Genomic DNA, 18,782 nt, shown 5'->3' on the forward strand with positions numbered 1-18,782 from the left:
AACGCTGGGCCAGAAATTCTTCAACATTGTGGCACTACTTAACGTCATAACGACGAGATAGTTGCTCTGCAGAATTTCGCTATCCCCCTCAGGTCAGCAGCCTGGCAGCGAGGTCGGGCAGCCGCTCCGCACCGGCCACGAGGCGGAAGTCCTGCCCGGCAAGGCCGACGCGCGCGAGCCAGTCGTCGAATTCGGGAGCCCGCTTCAAGCCGAACAAGTCGCGGACATAGAGCGCATCGTGAAACGATGTCGACTGATAGTTCAGCATGACGTCATCCGCGCCCGGCACGCCCATGATGAAGTTCACGCCGGCGGCCGCGAGCAGCGTCAGGAGATTGTCCATGTCGTCCTGATCCGCCTCGGCGTGGTTGGTGTAGCAGACGTCGATCCCGAGCGGCAGGCCGAGCAGCTTGCCGCAGAAGTGATCCTCGAGCCCGGCGCGGATGATTTCCTTGCCGTCATAGAGGTACTCAGGACCGATGAAGCCGACCACGCTGTTGACGAGCAGTGGATCGAACGCGCGCGCCACCGCATAGGCCCGCGCCTCGCACGTCTGCTGGTCGACCTGGTGATGGGCATTGGCGGACAGCGCCGAGCCCTGCCCGGTCTCGAAATACATCACATTGTCACCGACCGTGCCGCGGCGCAGCGACAGCCCCGCTTCCCGGGCTTCCCGCAGCAGCGAGAGGTCGACGCCGAAACTGCGATTGGCCGCCTCGGTGCCGGCGATCGACTGGAACACGAGATCAACCGGCAGCCCCTGCCCGATCAGTCCGAGCGTGGTCGTGACATGGGTCAGCACGCAGCCCTGCGTCGGAATCTCGAATCGCGTGATGATGTCGTCCAGGAGCCGCAGCAGGGTGCCGATGACGTTTGGGTCGTCGCTCGCCGGATTGATGCCGATGCAGGCATCGCCCGCTCCCAGCAGCAGCCCGTCGAGAATCGAGGCGGTGATGCCCTTGGGGTCGTCGAAAGGATGATTCGGCTGCAGCCGCGTGCTCATTCGCCCGCGCAAACCGATGGTGTTGCGGAAGCGGGTCGTGACCTCGCATTTCTTCGCGACCAGGATCAGATCCTGGTTGCGCATCAGCTTCGACACCGCCGCAACCATCTCTGGCGTAATGCCGCGCGAGATCTTCTTGATCGCTTCCCCGCTGGCGGCATCCGACAGCAGCCAGTCGCGGAATCCGCCGACGGTGAGCGACGACACCGGCAGAAAGCCAGCAACGTCGTGGCTGTCGAGGATCAGGCGGGTGACTTCGTCAGCCTCATAGGGGATGACAGGCTCATCGAGGAATTGCTTGAGCGGAACATTGGCCAGCGCAAGCCGCGCTGCGATCATCTCCTCCGCGCTGTCGGCGGCGATGCCGGCCAAGCGGTCGCCTGAACGCGGCGGCGAGGCCTTGGCAAGCAGGATGCGCAGATCGTCGAATGCGTAATTGGTGGCGTCGATGGTGTGACGATAGAGCATGGGGGTTCGTCGCGGGCTGGGCGGCGCAATCTAGCACCTCTTTGCGAAAGGCGTGCCATCGGCTTCGCCCCGCGTGCCGGCGCCGTTGGCGGTGATCGCGGCGCATCACCGGCACGGAAGCGAGCCACGAGCACCGCCAGACTCAATGCAGCCCATAAGGTATTGAGACTATTTACGGATTTTAACGGTTGCGGCGACACAAAACTCGCCCGTTAAGAAATTGTCCATGAAAATTTTGCATAAGCTTTAATCGGCCGAAGGTACTCCCCGGCCTCTTGGAGTGCCCCGCAATGCCCGCCCCCGTCACATCCCCCATCTCCATGTCCCGGCCTCCAATGGCATCCCGATTCTCGCTTGCTGCCAAGCTGTACTCGACGTTTGCACTGATTGCGGCGCTGACCGCGGCCATCACCTTCCTGTCCGAATACAATGCGCGGCGTAATGCCGAGCTGACCGAGGCCGTCGACCTCGCAAGCCGTGCCGCACTCAATGTCGAGCGGGTCAATTCACTGGTCTACGCCGTGGTGATGGAATCCCGCGGCATCTACATGTCGACCGATCCGGCAGCGGTGAAGAAATACGGCGACGGGCTGCTGGCGTTCAACGAACGCATTCTCGGCGTGGTCAAGAACTGGGAAACGCTGGTGCAGGCCGACGACGCCGCCCAGTTCGCGGTGTTCAAGAAGCGCATCGAGCAGTTCATCGATTTCCGCAAGGAGCTGGTACGCCGCGGCATCGAGATCGGCGCCGCAGCCGGGCGGGAGTGGGGCGACAACGACGCCAACCGCGACGTGCGCACCGCGCTGAACAAGGATCTCGAGGCGCTCTCCAAGGTCTATGCCGAGCGCAGCAAGAAGCTGGCGCGCGAGACCGACACCAACCGCACGATGGCGCTGGTGCTGACCGGCCTCGGCGCCGCGGCCTTGATTGTGGTGGTACTCGGCGTGCTGATCATCGCCCGCTCGGTGGCCCGGCCGCTGTCGCAGATCACCATGACGATCAAGCGCGTCGCCGAGGGCACCGACCATGTCGAAGTACCGCATGTCGGGCGCAGCGACGAGATCGGCGCACTGGCACGCGCCATCAAGGTCTTCCAGGAGGCGATGGACCGCAATCGCAGCCTCAACGCGCAGGTCGTACAGGATTCCGAGGCGCGCGACGCGCGCGGCCGGCATATCGAGACCTTCGTCGAAGCGTTCCGTGGCACGATCGGCGAGGTGCTCCGCGCGGTGCACGACAACGCCGCGACGATGCGTCAAACCGCGCAGACCATCGCAACCGTCGCGTCGGACGCCAGCGGCCGCGCGGTGGCGGCGGCAGGCGCCACCGAACAGGCCTCGAGCAACGTCTCCGCGGTGGCGGGCGCAGCCGAAGAACTCTCCGCCTCGGTCGAGGAGATCGGCCGCCAGGTCAAGCAGTCGTCCGGCGCAGTCGATCAGGCCGGTGCGCGCACCGACCGCTCGATCACCGAGATCGAGGGCCTTGCCGCCACCACCCAGCGCATCGACGGGGTGCTGAGCCTGATCCAGGCGATCGCCGAGCAGACTAACCTGCTCGCCCTCAACGCCACCATCGAAGCCGCCCGCGCCGGCGATGCCGGCCGTGGCTTCGCCGTCGTCGCGCATGAGGTCAAGGCGCTGGCCGGCCAGACCGCGAAGGCAACCGCCGAGATCAGCGAGAATGTGGGCCTGATCCAGGCCTCGACCCGCAACTCGGTGGCCGCCGTGCGCGAGATCGGTCAGGCGGTGCGCGAGATCAGCAACGTCACCGCGAACATCGCGAGCGCGGTCGGCCAGCAGGACGCGGCGACGCGCGAAATCTCCGCCAATGCCCAGATGGCCGCCCAGGGCAACGAGACCCTGGTCACTAATGTCGGCTCGCTCCGCGATGACATGGACCAAACCAGCAAGGCGGCGGAATCGGTGCTCGCGGCCTCGAACGATCTGACCACAACTGCCGAGACGCTGTCGCGCGAGGTCGAGCAGTTCTTCCGCAATCTGCGCAGCGACGCGGCCGACGGCCTGCAGCGGACCGGAACCTGAGCGGCGATCTGGCGGGGCCTGCGACAGGGCCCCGGCAATCCGGATGGTTAAGACTCTCCCAACGCACGGACACAAATTGCCTCCGCTTCGGGTCGCATTTCTCAATTTGATGCCTCCATAGAAAAGCGTCGCTGCGCGAGGGCGCGGGGAAGTGGAACCGAGCAATGAACGGGCTTTTGCCAAAGCCGAAGGCAGTGCCGACCAAACGGCTCCTTGCGCTCGGGATCGGCCTCGTTCTCTGCTTTTCGGCGATCTGCGCATCCATCCTCTGGGAGATGGCGGGCAAGGACTATCAGCATGCGAAGCAAGGTGCGACCAACCTCGTCGCCTCCATCGCCAGCGAGATCGACCGCAACATCGACCTCTACGACCTCTCGCTCCAGGCGGTCGCCGACGGCGTCAAGCTGCAGGAACTCGGCAAGATCAGCCCGGAGCTTCGCCAGGTCGTGCTGTTCGACCGCGCCGCCACGGCCAAGGATCTCGGCTCGATCCTTGTGCTGAATGCGGCGGGGGACGTTACGCTCGATTCCAGGACGTTGACGCCGCGGGCCGCAAATTTCGCCGATCGAGACTTCTTCCGGGCACATCAGACGCGAGCGGACGGCGGGCTGTTCATCAGCGCTCCGTGGATTACCTCTGACGGCGAATATCTGATCAGCCTCAGCCGCCGCATCAACAATGACGATGGTTCCTTTGCCGGCGTGGTCGCGGGCAGCATGCGGCTCAGCTATTTCCACAATCTGTTTCGCAAGCTGAATTTCGGCTTCGGCGACAGCATGGCGCTGTTCAACAGCGATGGCGTCATACTGATGCGCGCCCCGTTCGACATCAGCAAGATCGGGCAAAGCATCAAGGACTCTCTGGTCTTCAAGCAATTTCCGGCACGACAATCCGGCTCCTACATCACGAAATCGATCGTCGATCATGTCAGCCGGCTCTATGTTTTCCAGGCGGTCGGACACAATCGCCTGCTCATCGCCGAGGGTCTTGCGCTCGACGGCATCTATGCCGACTGGTGGCAGCAGCTCTGGCTGATCGGCAGCGTGGTGGCAGCGCTCTGCGGCTTCTCGATCGTGCTGATGTTCTACCTGGTGGCCGCTCTCAAACGGCGGGCCGCCGCGGAAGACCGGCTCGCGCACCTCGCGAGCACGGATGCACTGACGGGCCTCGCCAATCGTCGCCGCCTCGACGATACCCTTGACGTCGAATGGCGCCGTGGCATGCGTGCAAAGGCGCCGGTCTCGCTTCTGATGATCGACGTCGATCATTTCAAGATCTACAACGACACGTACGGGCATCAGGCCGGCGACGCCGTGCTCACCACCGTGGGACGGTGCATCGCAAGCAGCGCCAAGCGTGCAACTGATCTCGGTGCCCGCTATGGCGGCGAGGAGTTTTCGGTGTTGCTGCCGGGCATCGGCAAGACGGGCGCCCTGGAAATTGCCGAACGGATTCGCACCAAGCTGGCGGCTGCGCGGGAATCCGAGCCTGAATTGCCGACCGTCAGCATCGGATTGTCCTGCCTCGTCCCGGACCACGAGCGCACGTCGCGCGATCTGCTCAAGGCCGCGGACCTCGCGCTCTATCAAGCCAAGCGTGAAGGCCGCGACCGCGTCATCGTCAGCCCGATCGGGTGGGACAAATCGGGCAAGCGGCACGTCGCCTGATCGCGACCGCATTGGCGCGGTCGAGCGCGCCGCGCGCCCATCCCGGCTCACCCCACCGGCAGCACGTCGACCGCAACGGCGAGCTTCTGCTTGCGCGCGCCGACGATGACGCCATCGACCGGCGAGACGTCGGCGAAGTCGCGGCCGATGGCGAGAATGATGTGGTCGCTCCCGACCATCAGATCGTTGGTCGGGTCGAACCCGACCCAGCCGAGCGCGCTGCCGCACCAGACCGAGACCCAGGCATGGGTGGCGTCGGCGCCCTGCAGCCGCGGCTGGCCCGGCGGCGGAATGGTGCGCAAATAGCCGCTGACATAGGCCGCGGGCAGGCCGAGGCCGCGCAGCCCCGCGATCATCACATGGGCAAAGTCCTGGCACACGCCGTGGCGCTTCTCGAACACGTCGCGAAGCGGTGTCGAGATCACGGTCGCCTTGGGATCGTATTTGAAGTCGTTGCGGATGCGGCGCATCAGGTCGGCCGCCCCGGTGAGGATGCCGCCGCCGGGCAAAAAGCTCGCGGAAGCGTAGGCCGTCACGGGCCGTAGCACCGGCACCAGTGCGCTGGCAAAGACGTAGCCGACCGGCGAGGCCGCATCGAGGCTCAATGCCTCGAACGCGTTGTCACGCACGTCCTCCCAGGGCGGACTGGCGGCGTCGCACGCCGGCGGCTGTCGCGCCACCGAGACCCGCGAGCGGGCATCGATGCGCAGACTGCGATGCGCGGTCTCGATCAGGACGCTTTCAGTGAGCGTGCCGAAGAAGTCGCGCCTTGCGGTGCGTTCCGCGGGCCTCGGACGGATCTCGACCGAATGCGAGATCAACTGCTGCCCGTCGCCAGTGACCGGCTCCAGCCGCAGCGAGCAGCGCGCGAAGCTGACCTGGGTCTCGTAGCTGTAGGTCGTGACGTGACGGATGTCGTAGATCACGCCAGCCCCGTGAGCTTCTCCGGCCGGCTGGCATTCGGTCCGTGCGGGAAATAATGCAGCCCGATCGCGTCGGCGAGGTTGAGCAGATCCTGCTCCAGCGCGAACAGCGTCTTGACGTCGAGGCTCGAGGCTTCAGCCGTTGTGAGCATTGCCTCGACCGCGACGGCAAGACGCTGCGGCCGCTCGATCAGGCCATGCTCCTTCAGGCTCGGCAGCGCGGCAATATGCTCGTTCAGCGCCGCGACCTGGAATGCGACCGAGCGCGGATTGTAGGGGTCGAGCACCGCCAGATCGCGCACCGGTGCGAGCAGCGGCTGCACCAGATAGCGCGAGCGATAAGTGATCTGGCAGTCGACCAGCGTGAGCAGAACGTCGAGGTCCTCGTCACCGGCTTCGTCATAGGCGAACTGACGGGCAAAGCGCGTGGTGTTGACGGCGCGCTCGGCGCGGCGGCCCATCTCGAGGAAACGCCAGCCGGCGGCACGGTTCATGTTTTCCTGCGCGAGGCCGGCGAAGCTTGCGAGCTCCTGCAAGGTCAATTCGGCGGCGCTGACGACGCCGTCATCGTCATGAACCTCGATGGCCAGCCGATCAGCCATCTCGGTGATGACCTGCCAAGCGTCCGGCGACAGCCGCTCGCGGAGCGAGGTCGCCGTGCGCTGCGCGGATCGCACCAGCGACAGCGCCGAGCCGAATTTCTCCTCGCTCTGCAGCGCTTCGAGCGCGACCTTGGCGAGATTGGCGCGCGCGGTCTGCGAGGCCGCGCCCCAGGCGACCAGCATGCGCTGGATGCGCTCGACCGAATGCATCGCCGGCGCCGCGCCGTTCGAATTCGCGCGCGCGGGATCGCGCAGCGGCGTGCACAGCGCGCGGATCAGGCGGATGGTGGCCTCGGCGCGCTCCAGATAGCGGCCGAGCCAGAACAGATTGTCGGCGGCGCGGCTCGGCAGCACGCCGGCGATGCGGCGGATGCGGACGGTGTCGACTGCTGGCAGCAGGGTCGAGGTCTCAACCGCCTTGTCGGAAACCACCCAGACATCGGCGGACACCGCGCCATCGCCCATCGACACCGCGCGCGCATCGGCCCGATCGGCAATCCGGCAGAAGCCGCCGGGCAGCACAGTCCAGCCGCTCGGCGTCGCCGCCGCGAACACCCGCAACACGAACGGACGCGGCGCGATGCGACCGTTCTCCCATACCGGCGTGGTCGACAGCCGCACGAGCTCCTGACCGACATAATCGATGCCGCGATGGCTGATGGCATCCTTCAGGCGGTCGCGGTCCGCTGCCGACAATTCGCCCGGGAGCACCGGTCCGTTGCCGGGAAAATCCGCAACGCCGCGGCCATAGGCGCCTTCGATCGCGAACTCGTCGAGCCGCGACAGCACCTCTTCGCGGGCGGATTTCTGGCCGCACCACCAGGTCGCGATGTGCGGCATCATCAGGTCTTCAGAGAGCAGGCGCCGGCACAGATTGGGCAGGAAGCCGAGCAGCGCCCTCGCCTCCATCACGCCGGAGCCCGGCATGTTGGCGACCACGACGCCGCCCTTGCGCAGAACCTCGACAAGCCCGGGCACGCCGAGATAGGAGGACGCGTCGAGCTCGAGCGGATCGAGCATGTTGGAATCGACCCGGCGCAGCAGCACGTCGAGCCGCTTCAGCCCGGCGACGGTGCGGATGTGGACGCGATCGCCTGAGACCGCGAGATCGTCGCCCTCGACCAGCAGGAAACCGAGATAGCGCGCCAGCGTGGCGTGCTCGAAGTAGGTCTCGCTGAACGCGCCGGGCGTCAGCAGGCCGATCCGCGGCTCGTCGCGATCGGCGCTGGCGCGCAGCGAATCGCGGAACGCCTCGAAGAACGGCGCGACGCGCTCGACATTCATCGACTTGTAGAGATTGGAAAAGGCGCGCGACAGCACCAGGCGGTTTTCCAGCGCATAGCCCGCGCCCGACGGTGCCTGCGTGCGATCGCCGAGCACCCACCAGCGGCCGTCAGGCCCGCGGCCGATGTCGGCGGCATAGAGATGCAGATAGCGGCCCCCCGGCGGCTTGATGCCGCTGACCGCGCGCAGATACTCGCTGCTGCCGGCGATCGCCGCGGCAGGGATGGCGCCGTCCGCAACGAGGCGGCCTTCGCCGTAGAGGTCGGCCAGCACCATCTCCAGCAGCTGCGCGCGTTGCGCGACACCGGCGGCGAGCTGGCGCCAGTCCGCCGCGTCGATGATCAGCGGCAGATGGCTGAGCGGCCAGATCCGGTCGGAAGTGTCGCCCGGCGCGCGATAGGTGACGCCGGCCTCATGCAGATGGCGATCGGCGGAGGCGAAGCGGCGCTCGATATCGGCCGGCGACAGCGCGGCAAAGGCGTCGAAGAAGCGGGCCCAGACCGGCCGCGGCGCGCCGTTGTCTGCAATATACTCGTCGGGAATGCCGGGCAGCCGGACATAGTCGCGGGTCCACTGCGCCATCCGGCGCTGACCGGGACGGGCCCTGCTCTCCTGACTGCTGCCTGGACTATTGCCACCCGATGCGGACATTCCACTTCCCCTTGACACAATTAGTGCAGGAGCGGCGTCCGCAAGTCGAGGGTCAAGGGAAACTCAATTGTGCGTTCCTCCGGCGGCGTCTCGATCTTGCCGGGGGTATGGCCGTGCTCCTGGAAGCGCGCCAGCCGCCGCGCCTCGGCCTCGTAGGAATTGACCGGCTTGGTCTCGTAGTTGCGGCCGCCGGGATGGGCGACATGATAGACGCAGCCGCCGAGCGAGCGTCCGTTCCAGGTGTCGATCAGGTCAAACGTCAGCGGCACATGCACGGGAATGGTCGGATGCAGGCCGGAGGCCGGCTGCCAGGCCTTGAAGCGGACACCAGCGACCGCCTCGCCGGCACGGCCGGTCTCGGTCATCGGCATCCGTCTGCCGTTGCAGGTGATGACATGGCGCCCATCGACGAATCCGGTCGCCTTCACCTGGAGACGCTCGACCGACGAATCGACGTAGCGCACGGTGCCGCCCGAGGTGCCCTCCTCGCCCAGCACATGCCAGGGCTCGAGCGCCTGCCGCAGTTCGAGACCGACGCCGCCGTGATGAACGCGGCCGAAGGCGGGGAAGCGGAATTCGAGTTGTGCCTGGTACCATTCCGGCTCGACGTCGTAACCGGATTGCTTGAGCTCGGCGAGCACGCCGAGGAAATCCTCCCAGAGGAAATGCGGTAGCATGAACCGGTCATGCAGCGCGGTGCCCCAGCGCACGAACCTGCCCTGCTGCGGCTCACGCCACAGCTTTGCGATCAGCGCGCGGATCAACAGTTGCTGCGCCAGCGACATCCGCGGGTCGGGCGGCATTTCGAGCGCGCGGAATTCGACCAGGCCAAGCCGGCCGGTCGGGCCGTCGGGCGAATACAGCTTGTCGATGCAGATCTCGGCGCGGTGGGTGTTGCCGGTGATGTCGACCAGGATATGCCGGAACAGGCGATCGACCAGCCACAGCGGCGCATCCATGCCCGGCGGCGGCACGTGCGACAGCGCAATCTCCAGCTCATAGAGCCCGTCATGCCGCGCCTCGTCGATGCGCGGCGCCTGGCTGGTCGGGCCGATGAACATCCCGGAAAACAGGTAGGACAGCGACGGATGCCGCTGCCAGTACAGCACGAGGCTCTTCAACAGATCGGGCCGGCGCAGGAACGGTGAATCCTCCGGCCTGCTGCCGCCGACCACGATGTGGTTGCCACCGCCGGTGCCCGTGTGGCGGCCGTCGATCAGGAAACGGTTGGCCCCTAACCGCGTCTTGGCGGAGTCCTCATAGAGGCCGAGCGTGATGTCGACGGCCTCGCGCCAACTTTGCGCCGGCTGCACGTTGATCTCGATCACGCCGGGATCCGGCGTCACCTTGATCACCTCGATGCGCGGATCGAAGGGCGGTGCATAACCCTCGACGTGCACCTGCAGCTGCAACTCTTCGGCCGCGGCTTCGATCGCTGCGATCAGGTCGAGATAATCCTCGACCTTCTCGACCGGCGGCTTGAAGGCGCACAGCACGCCGTCGCGAACCTCGATCGACATCGCGGTGCGCACCGGCAGCGGCTCGGGAATCTCCTTCAAGGCTTGCTGCAGCTCGTCGGAAAGCACGTCGCGCGTCGCCATCGGATCGCGTTCGACGACGTAGGGATAATCGTCCGGCGGCACATATTCGAGCGAGGCGATCGGAAGCCGCAAGCCCAGCGGCGAGTCGCCGGGTGACAGGAACAGATGGCTACGCCGGATCTTCCAGCGCTCGCTGCGCCAGCGTGCCGGCACGCGATCACCGAGCGGGCTCCAGCGCTGGATCGGCAGCACGTAACCTTTCGGCGTGGTCAACCCCTCGTCGAACACCCGCGCCATCCGGGCGCGCTCTTCCGGATCGGTCAGCTTGGAATTCGCCGGGCTGACATTGGCCGGCAGGCTGGCTTCACGCTGCAGCCAGAAGGCGGGATCTTCATAAGCCGGCATGGCATAGTCGACGCCGAGACCAAGCTTGGTTGCTGTTACTTTGACGAAACGCTGGGCCTCCGCGATCTCGGCCCTGCGCGAATTCTCAATGCCGGCGATCAGCTCGGCATTCTTCCAGATCGGCTTGCCGTCCTTGCGCCAGTAGAGACCGAACGCCCAGCGCGGCAGGCTCTCGCCGGGATACCATTTGCCCTGGCCGTAATGCAGCAGGCCGCCCGGCGCGAACCGCGTGCGCAGCTTGCGGATCAATTCGTCGGCGAGCGCGCGCTTGGTCGGGCCGACCGCGGCGACATTCCACTCCGGCGATTCCAGATCGTCGACAGAAACGAAGGTCGGCTCGCCGCCCATGGTCAGGCGCACATCGTCTTTCCTCAGGTCGGCATCGACCTGCTCGCCGAGCTGGTCGAGCCGCGCCCAGGATTCATCGGAGAATGGTTTGGTGATGCGCGGCGCCTCGCCGATGCGCTTGACGCTCATCTCGAAGCCGAACTCGACATTGGCAACGCCCGCGGTGCCGGTCACCGGCGCGGCCGAACGATAGTGTGGCGTGGCGCAGACCGGGATGTGGCCCTCGCCCGTCAGCATGCCGGAGGTGACGTCGAAACCGATCCAGCCCGCCCCCGGCAGATAGACCTCGGCCCAGGCGTGCAGATCGGTGAAATCGCTCTCGACCTCGAGCGGCCCCTCGAGCGGATCGATGTCCGGCCGCAGCTGAATGAGATATCCGGAGACGAAACGCGCGGCGAGCCCGAGGTGGCGCAGCGTCTGGATCAAGAGCCACGCCGAGTCGCGGCAGGAGCCGGAGCCCGCGGCAAGCGTCTCCTCCGGCGTCTGGATGCCGGCTTCCATGCGGATGACGTAGCTGATCTTCTTCTGCAGCTGCGCGTTCAGCCCGACCAGGAAGTTGACGGTGCTGTCAGCCTGGCGCGGAATCTCCTTCAGGTAAGCCGCGAGCAGCGGCTCGGCCTCATCGGTCTCGAGATAGGGCGCGAGCTCGGTCTTGAGGTCGCCGGGATATTCGAACGGAAAGCTGTTGGCAAAGGGCTCGACGAAGAAGTCGAACGGATTGACCACCGTCATGTCAGCGGTGAAATCGACCTCGACCTTGAGCTCGGTGGTCTTCTCTGGAAAGACGTAGCGCGCCAGCCAGTTGCCCTGCGGGTCTTGCTGCCAGTTCACGAAGTGATTGGCGGGCGTGACCTTGAGCGAATAGCTCGTGATCGGCATGCGCGTATGCGGCGCGGGCCGAAGCCGAATGGTCTGAGGCCCGAGATCGATCGGCCGGTCGTATTTGTAGTGCGTGACGTGATGCAGTGCGACTGATATCGACACGGACCGAGGGCTCCAGCAGCTTTTTTGAGCAGAACACTGCTGCCGGTCGACATCAAGCACTAACAACGGGCACGGGGTGCCCAAGGTAAGGGCGCGATCCGTAGCCCTGATGGAGCGAAAGCGAAATCCGGGGTCTGCCCCGTCCGCATGAGACGCTGTCCCGGATTACGCTTCGCTTCATCCGGGCTTCTGTAACAGGCCTTGGTTAGTCAATCCCTTTTCGCGTCATCCACTCGCCGGGCACTTGCTTCTGTACGGGATCGGCGCGAAGGCCGTCGCCTGATGGGGTGCATTGAGGAGCCGGCCGGCCAATCTACGGATTGCGTGGTCGTGAGCCACTTCCCGGATGGCGGCCTGACCGGATCCATCGTCCCAGCGGAGGGACTTCGCTCGGGGAGAGCCTGGTGTCGTGGCCCGCCCGGAACCGATTGCTGCTCCTGGCTAGATGGCCTTGGTCATCGGGTTGAACGGTTTGGTGTCGGCGAGCATGCGATGCAGGATCACGGCGAGCTTGCGAGCCAGCGCTACCTTGGCCTTGCGCATGCCTGCGCGCCGGGCGATCCGCATCGCCCAGCTCTTCAATGCCGAGCAATTCTTGACCGGCTTGGTCAGCATGACGTGAGCTGCCTGGTAGAGTGCCTCGCGCACGGAGGCATCCCCGATCTTGCTGATGCGGCCGGTGTAGTCGGTCTCACCGGACTGGTACTTCTTCGGGGTGAGCCCAAAGTGGGCTCCCGTGGCCTTCGAGGAGCGGAAGCGCTTCGGGTCGTCGATCGCCGCGGCATAGGTGAGCGCCACGATCGGACCAACGGACGGCGTTGTCATCAGGAGCTTGGCGGATGGATGCGTCCTGGCGAGCTTCTGGGTGTGCTTGTCCAGGCTCTTGAACTCCCGCAGCAGCACCGCATGGGCTTGGAGCAGCGCCGCCGCGACCAACTCCAGTCCGGGATGGCCGGTCACGAGCTCGCGGATGCGTCCGGCGAACGTGCGCTCGGTGGTCGCACCGACCTTCAGGCCAAAACCGCGAAGTATGCCGCGCAGGCTGTTCTCGACATCGCGAAGCTTGGATTGCAGCAGCTTGCGCGCCGTCAGGATGGCGCGGGTCTCCTGCGCCGCGACCGACTTGCAGTGCACCGGCCGGAACCAGCCGAGCCGCATCAACTGCGCGATCCGGCGGGCATCGTTGCGGTCCGTCTTCACCGGCATCGACTTGAAGGCTTCGCGAACGTGCCGCGTTTCCAGCAGCTCGACCGCAAGCCCTGCGTCTCGCAGACCCGCATACAGCCATTGCGACAAGGGGCCTGCCTCCAGCCCGATCCGTTCCAGTACCAGACCCAGCGACCGGAACCAGGCGATCAGCGCCGCCGGCTCGCTCGCAACCTTCGTCTCGCGCAAAATCTTGCCTGTCCCATCGACAAGGCAAACGCTCGAGCATTCCAAAGACACGTCAATTCCTGCATAGTGGCACATGGTCGTCCCTTAATGATGCTTGGAGCGGGCTTGCCCGACTCCGTTGAACACCATCAGTTTGAGGGACGACCGCCTTCCAACCAACAGGCCGCTCGCGAGCGCGCTTCCAAATTGCGCCGTAGCGAGCGGGCGGCCGGCCCGTTACCCCATCTACGCGATTGCTAGCGGCCGATTGCGCCGGATACCTGCGAAGCAAGCTGCTCGGCGAGCATATGATAGCCCTCGGGGGTCAAATGCACACCATCGGGCTGATGGGGGAGTCCACCCAGCATCCCGTTAGGGAGCATGATCACCGCGATGCCACGGGCGCTGAGACGACTTTGGATATCCGCGGTCCGGTCAGGGCTGCCCTTGCGCCGGTCATTGCCGCCTGGCTGCAAAATAACCGCACGGGTCCCGTTCGGGACGGCGCGGTCGAGGCGTTGCAGCATCCCTTCCGTGGTGTCGCCGTTGATGCCGGCGTTCACGATGCGGACGCTCAATCCCTTCGCCCGCAAGATCGCTTCGAGCTGCGCGGGATAGGCCTGGTTGCGCGCCACGCCCTTGCCGTAGGTATTGCTCGCGCCAAGCGCGACTATGGTTGCGGCGTCAGCCGAAGCGGCGCCGAGGCTCAAAGCGGCGAGAAATGCAATGCATCCAACAATTCCCAACCAACGCGCGCGCATGCTTCCTCTGTCCCCTCCGTAGCCCGGATGGAGCGCAGCGTAGTCCGGGAAGCTTCATTCGCCAACGTACTTCCTTGTCGTCCCTGCGAAAGCAGGGACCCAGACCGCGTGGTCCTAATGATGAAAGACGATGGCAGACGCCTCGCACATCACTACGGCCGGTGGTTATGGGTCCCAGCTTTCGCAGACCGATCGACATTCATTGCATCCAGATCATTGCGGCAGCGAGATGGATGAAGCCGGTAAAGTTGTCAGATCGCCTGTCATAACGGGTTGCCAAGCGTCGGAAGTGTTTGAGCTGGCAAAAGCAGCGCTCGATGCGGTTGCGCTGTTTGTATGCGTCGGCGTCGTGCGGAATGATGATCCTGCGGGTGCGGTTTGACGGGATCACCGCCGTTGCGCCGATTTCCGCGATGATCGCACGCAGGGCGTTGCCGTCATAGGCCTTGTCGGCGAGCACGGCATCGCCGCTTTGGCCGTGGAGCAGTGCCGGCGCCTGGGTGATGTCATTAACTTGCCCAGCCGTGACGATGAAGCGGAGCGGACGGCCGAGCGCATCAGCCAGCATGTGGATCTTGGTGGTCAGTCCACCTCGGGAACGCCCCAGCGCCTGATCTTTGGCCCCCCTTTTCCGCTCGTCGCCTGCTGGTGGGCGCGAACGATGGTGCTGTCGATCATCAGATACTGGTTGTCGCGATCGGCGGTCAGAGCAGCGAACACGCGCTCCCAGACGCCGGCATGGCACCAGCGGCTGAAGCGCTGATGCACCGTTTTCCACTTGCCGTACCGTTCCGGCAGGTCGCTCCAGTGTGCGCCCGATCGCAAAACCCACAAACATCCGTTGACGAACAGTCGATTGTCCGCAGCCGTACGTCCCGGGTCGCCAGCTTTCCCCGGCAGCAGTGGCGCAATCCTCGCCCATTGCGCCTCCGTCAGCTCATATCGTTTCGCCGCCACCATCTGCTCCGTGTCTCAAATCACGGAACTCTATGAATCAGCGATCAAACCGCTTGGGAATCCTGAATGTCGATCGGTCCTAGAGCTTTCGCAGGGACGACGGCGGAGTAAAAGGCTAGATCGTGGCCCAATTCTACATCGTCGCGCCGAGCACCCACGGCGCGAATTCGGCGCCGCCGAAGTCAAAGCTCTCGCTCTTGGTCGGCTGGCCCGAGGCGGTCTTGAGGATGAGGTCGAAGATGCGCTGGCCGCATTCCTGCACGCTCTCCTCGCCGTCGAGGATGGTGCCGCAGTTGACGTCCATGTCGTCTTCCATCCGCTTGAACATCGGCGTGTTGGTGGCGAGCTTGATCGACGGCGCCGGCTTGCAGCCGAACACGCTGCCGCGGCCGGTGGTGAAGCAGACGAGGTTGGCGCCGCCCGCGACCTGCCCGGTCGCGGCGACCGGGTCGTAGCCGGGCGTGTCCATGAACACAAAGCCCTTCTTGGTGACGGGCTCGGCGTAGTTGAGGACGTCGACGAGGTTGGTGCTGCCGGCCTTGGCCATCGCGCCCAGCGACTTCTCAAGGATGGTGGTGAGACCGCCGGCCTTGTTGCCCGGGCTCGGATTGGCGTTCATTTCGGCGCCCTCACGCTGGGTGTACTCCTCCCACCAGCGCATCAGGCCGACCAGCTTCTCGCCGACCTCGCGGCTGACGGCGCGGCGAGTCAGAAGATGCTCCGCGCCATAGGTCTCGGGCGTCTCCGAGAGGATCACGGTGCCGCCGTGACGGACCAGCAAATCGCTCGCCGCGCCGAGCGCCGGATTGGCAGATACGCCGGAGTAACCATCCGAGCCACCGCATTGCAGCGCCACGGTGAGTTCGCACGCCGGCACCGCCTCGCGCTTGACCTTGTTGGCATCGGCGAGCGCCTCCTTCACGAAGGCAACGCCGGCTTCCACAGTCTTGCGGGTGCCGCCGACCTCCTGGATGTCCATCGCGCGGAGGCGGCCGGCGAGCTTCTGCTCCTGCATCAGGCCGCCGATCTGGTTCACCTCGCAGCCGAGGCCGAGCACGATGACGTTGGAGAAATTGACGTGCCGCGCATAGCCGCCGAGCGTGCGGCGGAGCAGCGCCAAGGGCTCGTCCTGGGTCATGCCGCAGCCGGTCTTGTGGGTCAGCGCGACGACGCCGTCGACACTCGGGTAATCGGCGAGCGGATTGTCGCCGGTGAACGGATTCTTCTTGAACATGTCGGCCACGATGCCGGCGACATGGGCGCTGCAATTCACCGAGGTGAGGATGCCGATATAGTTGCGGGTCGCGACGCGGCCGTCGGCGCGGCGGATGCCTTCGAAGGTCGCCGGCAGATCGAAGTTCGGCACCGGCTTGACGTCGACGCCATAGGCATAATCCTTGGCGAAATCACCCATGCCGCAGTTCTGCGTATGTACGTGCTGGCCGGGCGCGATCGGCTGGGTCGCAAAGCCGATGATCTGGCCGTAGCGCCGGATCGGCTCGCCTTGCGCGATCGGCTTGATCGCGACCTTGTGGCCCGCGGGGATCCGATCGACCGTCGTGATGCCCTCAGTCACCTCAAGCCCCGGCGGCAGGCTCGCGCGCGCGATCAGGACGCTGTCGTCGGCGTGCAGGCGGATCACTTGTGCCGAGGCCATCGGAGTTCTCCTTTGGAGTTAGTCACCTCTCCCCGTCCTTTACGGGGAGAGGTCGAATTCTCGCACAGCGACAATTCGGGTGAGGGGCGACGCACGTTGCCAATTACAAAGACGGTGCTAGCCGGATAGAGCCCCTCACCCCAACCCTCTTCCCGCAAAAGCAGGGCGAGGGAGCAGAGCTAACATCGCGGACAGAGCTTACGCCTTGCCGCCGGACTTCTCGCGGGTCGCGTTGACCTGCATCTTGGCGTAGACCTGCATCAGGCCGACCTCGTTCGACAGCGTCACGAGCTTGAAGCCCATGTTGATCGCGCGCACCGCGCCTTCGGCGCCCGAGCAGTGGATGCCCGGATTGAGGCCGCGCTTGCCGCATTCCTTGATGATCTTCTCGTAGATCTTGAGGATCTCCGGCTCGTCGCGATCGAGCTTCGGCACCAGGCCGTAGGAGAAGCCGAGATCGGACGGGCCGATATAGACGCCATCGATGCCTTCGACATCGAGGATCGCTTCCATGTTCTCGACCGCGGTCTTGGTCTCCATCATCGGCAGCAGCACGATCTCGTCGTTGGCGGTCTGCTGATAGGTGCCGGCCGAGCCGTACATGCCGGCGCGGATCGGGCCGTTGGAGCGCACGCCCTTCGGCGGATATTTGGCGTAGGAGACGAGGTTTCTGGCTTCCTGCGGTGTGTTGACCATCGGGCAGATCACGCCATAGGCGCCGCCGTCCAGCACCTTGCCGATGATGCCGGGCTCATTCCAGGGCACGCGGACCATCGGCGTCACCGGATGGGCGTGCATCGACTGAAAGCACTGCACCATCGACTGATAATCCTGCACACCGTGCTGCATGTCGACGGTGACGCTGTCGAAGCCGCATTGCGCGATCACTTCGGCCGAGAATCCCGAGGGGATCGCGAGCCACGCGTTCACCACCGCTTTGCCCGATGCCCAGACTTGCTTGACCTTGTTTGCCATTGATCGCGTTTCCCTTTGCGGTTTATTGGGGGACGAGCCTTCAGCTGGTCGCCCGCTGGATAGAAACTTCGCTGACGCCGACTTCGCGCGCGGTATTCACTATCGCCGCCCACGTGTCGTCAGGCAAGGGGATGCCATTCCTGGTGCGATCGGCACGGGTTTTCCGCTCCGGATCGCCTGGAACCAGCACGGAATCCGTGCCCGCGATCGGCTTGGTGGCGCGGATGAAATCGGTGTAGCGGGTGATTTCTCCATCGAAGAAATTGCTGGTGTCGATCACCTTGGGGTCGATGTAGAACGCCATCATGCCGTTGGCGAAGCGCCGGTCCGACGACGTCGCGCCGGTGCCGGTCAGCGCGCCGCCCAGCAGTTCGCAGATGAAGGCGAGACCCGAGCCCTTGTGATCGCCGAAGGCGCGGATCGCGCCAGTTCCCTTGGTGTGGTCGCGCGGTCCGTCCGGCGTGTACGGCCCATACAGCACGTGGGGATCCTCGCTCAGCGTGCCGTCGGCATCGACGAGCGCGCCGATCGGCAGCTTCTTGCCGCCGCGGCTTGCCACCAGGCACTTGCCCTCGGCGACAACCGAGGTCGCAAAATCGAGCACGATCGGATCCTGGCCCTGACGCGGAATGCCGACGCAATACGGCGCCGTGGACAGGCGCTTCTCGACGCCGCCGTAAGGCGCAACCAGCAGCGAGCCGGCCGCGGTCACGAAATGAATTGAAACAAGACCTTCGGCGGCGGCCATCTCGGCCCAGTCGCCGACGCGGCCGAGATGACCGGAGTTGCGCAGCGCGACCGCGGCGAGCCCCGCCTTCTTGCACTTCTCGATGCCGAGTCTGACCGCAACCGGCGTGACGGTCTGGCCATAGCCGAACTTGCCGTCGACCACCGCGAGCGATGGCGTGTCGACCACCACCTCGGGAGACTGGTTCGGCACGATCGAGCCCATCTTCTTCCACCTGACATAAACCGGCACGCGGATCACGCCGTGGCTGTCATGACCTGTAAGATTCGCGGTCGTCAGATAGGTCGCGATGCGCTTCGCCTCTTCCGGAGAGGACTCCGAATGGGAAAACACCTCGGACACGAAGTTGATGAGGTTATCGACCTTGATGGTGACCATGAAAAACCAGCTCG

Annotated in this window: 12 protein-coding genes; 2 read left to right on the forward strand and 10 right to left on the reverse strand. The window is 65.1% G+C overall.

The genetic code is table 11. The features are described 5' to 3' along the window. Nucleotides 1-88 precede the first annotated feature (88 nt). A complete protein-coding gene (locus J2R80_RS36960; RefSeq protein WP_076833024.1) occupies nt 89-1,471 on the reverse strand; it encodes an ethanolamine ammonia-lyase subunit EutB in 1,383 nt (460 codons plus the stop codon). 335 nt (nt 1,472-1,806) lie between these two features. Here J2R80_RS36960 and J2R80_RS36965 point away from each other — a divergent pair, with 335 nt between their 5' ends. Together J2R80_RS36965 and J2R80_RS36970 are read left to right on the forward strand one after the other, a co-directional pair. Beyond that, nucleotides 1,807-3,513, forward strand: a complete 1,707-nt coding sequence (locus tag J2R80_RS36965; RefSeq protein WP_253640307.1) for a methyl-accepting chemotaxis protein — start codon at nt 1,807-1,809, stop codon at nt 3,511-3,513. 164 nt (nt 3,514-3,677) lie between these two features. After that, nucleotides 3,678-5,180, forward strand: coding sequence for a sensor domain-containing diguanylate cyclase (locus J2R80_RS36970; RefSeq protein ID WP_253640308.1), 1,503 nt, complete (start codon nt 3,678-3,680; stop codon nt 5,178-5,180). Nucleotides 5,181-5,227: 47 nt separating this feature from the next. Here J2R80_RS36970 and J2R80_RS36975 read toward each other — a convergent pair whose 3' ends face one another. The 9 genes from J2R80_RS36975 to J2R80_RS37015 all read right to left on the reverse strand — a co-directional run bounded on the left by J2R80_RS36975 (nt 5,228) and on the right by J2R80_RS37015 (nt 18,768). Next, nucleotides 5,228-6,106, reverse strand: a complete 879-nt coding sequence (locus J2R80_RS36975) for a transglutaminase family protein (protein ID WP_141339487.1) — start codon at nt 6,104-6,106, stop codon at nt 5,228-5,230. Next, a complete protein-coding gene (locus tag J2R80_RS36980) occupies nt 6,103-8,640 on the reverse strand; it encodes a circularly permuted type 2 ATP-grasp protein (RefSeq protein ID WP_253640309.1) in 2,538 nt (845 codons plus the stop codon). Before J2R80_RS36980 ends, J2R80_RS36975 begins: the two co-directional genes overlap by 4 nt. A 20-nt stretch (nt 8,641-8,660) precedes the next feature. Beyond that, nucleotides 8,661-11,918 (reverse strand): DUF2126 domain-containing protein, encoded by a 3,258-nt coding sequence (locus J2R80_RS36985; protein WP_253640310.1) that lies wholly within the window; start codon nt 11,916-11,918, stop codon nt 8,661-8,663. 441 nt (nt 11,919-12,359) lie between these two features. Further along, complete coding sequence (locus J2R80_RS36990; RefSeq protein WP_253638818.1) at nt 12,360-13,388, reverse strand: IS110 family transposase; 1,029 nt, start codon at nt 13,386-13,388, stop codon at nt 12,360-12,362. Between the two features lie 161 nt (nt 13,389-13,549). Then, nucleotides 13,550-14,053 carry a GDSL-type esterase/lipase family protein gene (locus tag J2R80_RS36995; protein ID WP_057015711.1) on the reverse strand — a complete coding sequence of 168 codons (504 nt, stop codon included), beginning with the start codon at nt 14,051-14,053 and terminating at the stop codon, nt 13,550-13,552. 199 nt (nt 14,054-14,252) lie between these two features. Beyond that, nucleotides 14,253-15,013, reverse strand: a protein-coding gene (locus J2R80_RS37000; RefSeq protein WP_253640311.1) for an IS5 family transposase whose coding sequence is annotated in 2 segments (ribosomal slippage) — nt 14,253-14,668 and nt 14,668-15,013 — 762 coding nt in all. Because the reading frame shifts where the segments join, the coding sequence is not laid out codon by codon here. A 130-nt stretch (nt 15,014-15,143) separates the two neighbouring features. Further along, nucleotides 15,144-16,667, reverse strand: a complete 1,524-nt coding sequence (locus J2R80_RS37005; protein WP_253640312.1) for a UxaA family hydrolase — start codon at nt 16,665-16,667, stop codon at nt 15,144-15,146. Nucleotides 16,668-16,865: 198 nt separating this feature from the next. Beyond that, the gene (locus J2R80_RS37010) at nt 16,866-17,642 is read right to left on the reverse strand and encodes an HpcH/HpaI aldolase/citrate lyase family protein (protein WP_229189433.1); all 777 of its coding nucleotides are present in this window, start codon (nt 17,640-17,642) and stop codon (nt 16,866-16,868) included. 40 nt (nt 17,643-17,682) lie between these two features. Continuing rightward, nucleotides 17,683-18,768 carry a malate/lactate/ureidoglycolate dehydrogenase gene (locus J2R80_RS37015; protein ID WP_057015713.1) on the reverse strand — a complete coding sequence of 362 codons (1,086 nt, stop codon included), beginning with the start codon at nt 18,766-18,768 and terminating at the stop codon, nt 17,683-17,685. Nucleotides 18,769-18,782 lie beyond the last annotated feature (14 nt).

Origin of the sequence: Bradyrhizobium sp. USDA 4541 (genome assembly GCF_024171085.1) — a bacterium.
Classification (GTDB): domain Bacteria; phylum Pseudomonadota; class Alphaproteobacteria; order Rhizobiales; family Xanthobacteraceae; genus Bradyrhizobium; species Bradyrhizobium australafricanum.

What these genes read in the sequence shown, in the direction of transcription:
- J2R80_RS37005 (WP_253640312.1), bottom strand. Translation starts at nt 16,667, where the DNA reads ATGGCCTCGGCACAAGTGATCCGCCTGCACGCCGACGACAGCGTCCTG.
- J2R80_RS36965 (WP_253640307.1), top strand. Translation starts at nt 1,807, where the DNA reads ATGGCATCCCGATTCTCGCTTGCTGCCAAGCTGTACTCGACGTTTGCA.
- J2R80_RS36990 (WP_253638818.1), bottom strand. Translation starts at nt 13,388, where the DNA reads ATGTGCCACTATGCAGGAATTGACGTGTCTTTGGAATGCTCGAGCGTT.
- J2R80_RS36980 (WP_253640309.1), bottom strand. Translation starts at nt 8,640, where the DNA reads ATGTCCGCATCGGGTGGCAATAGTCCAGGCAGCAGTCAGGAGAGCAGG.
- J2R80_RS37015 (WP_057015713.1), bottom strand. Translation starts at nt 18,768, where the DNA reads ATGGTCACCATCAAGGTCGATAACCTCATCAACTTCGTGTCCGAGGTG.
- J2R80_RS37010 (WP_229189433.1), bottom strand. Translation starts at nt 17,642, where the DNA reads ATGGCAAACAAGGTCAAGCAAGTCTGGGCATCGGGCAAAGCGGTGGTG.
- J2R80_RS36995 (WP_057015711.1), bottom strand. Translation starts at nt 14,053, where the DNA reads ATGCGCGCGCGTTGGTTGGGAATTGTTGGATGCATTGCATTTCTCGCC.
- J2R80_RS36970 (WP_253640308.1), top strand. Translation starts at nt 3,678, where the DNA reads ATGAACGGGCTTTTGCCAAAGCCGAAGGCAGTGCCGACCAAACGGCTC.
- J2R80_RS36960 (WP_076833024.1), bottom strand. Translation starts at nt 1,471, where the DNA reads ATGCTCTATCGTCACACCATCGACGCCACCAATTACGCATTCGACGAT.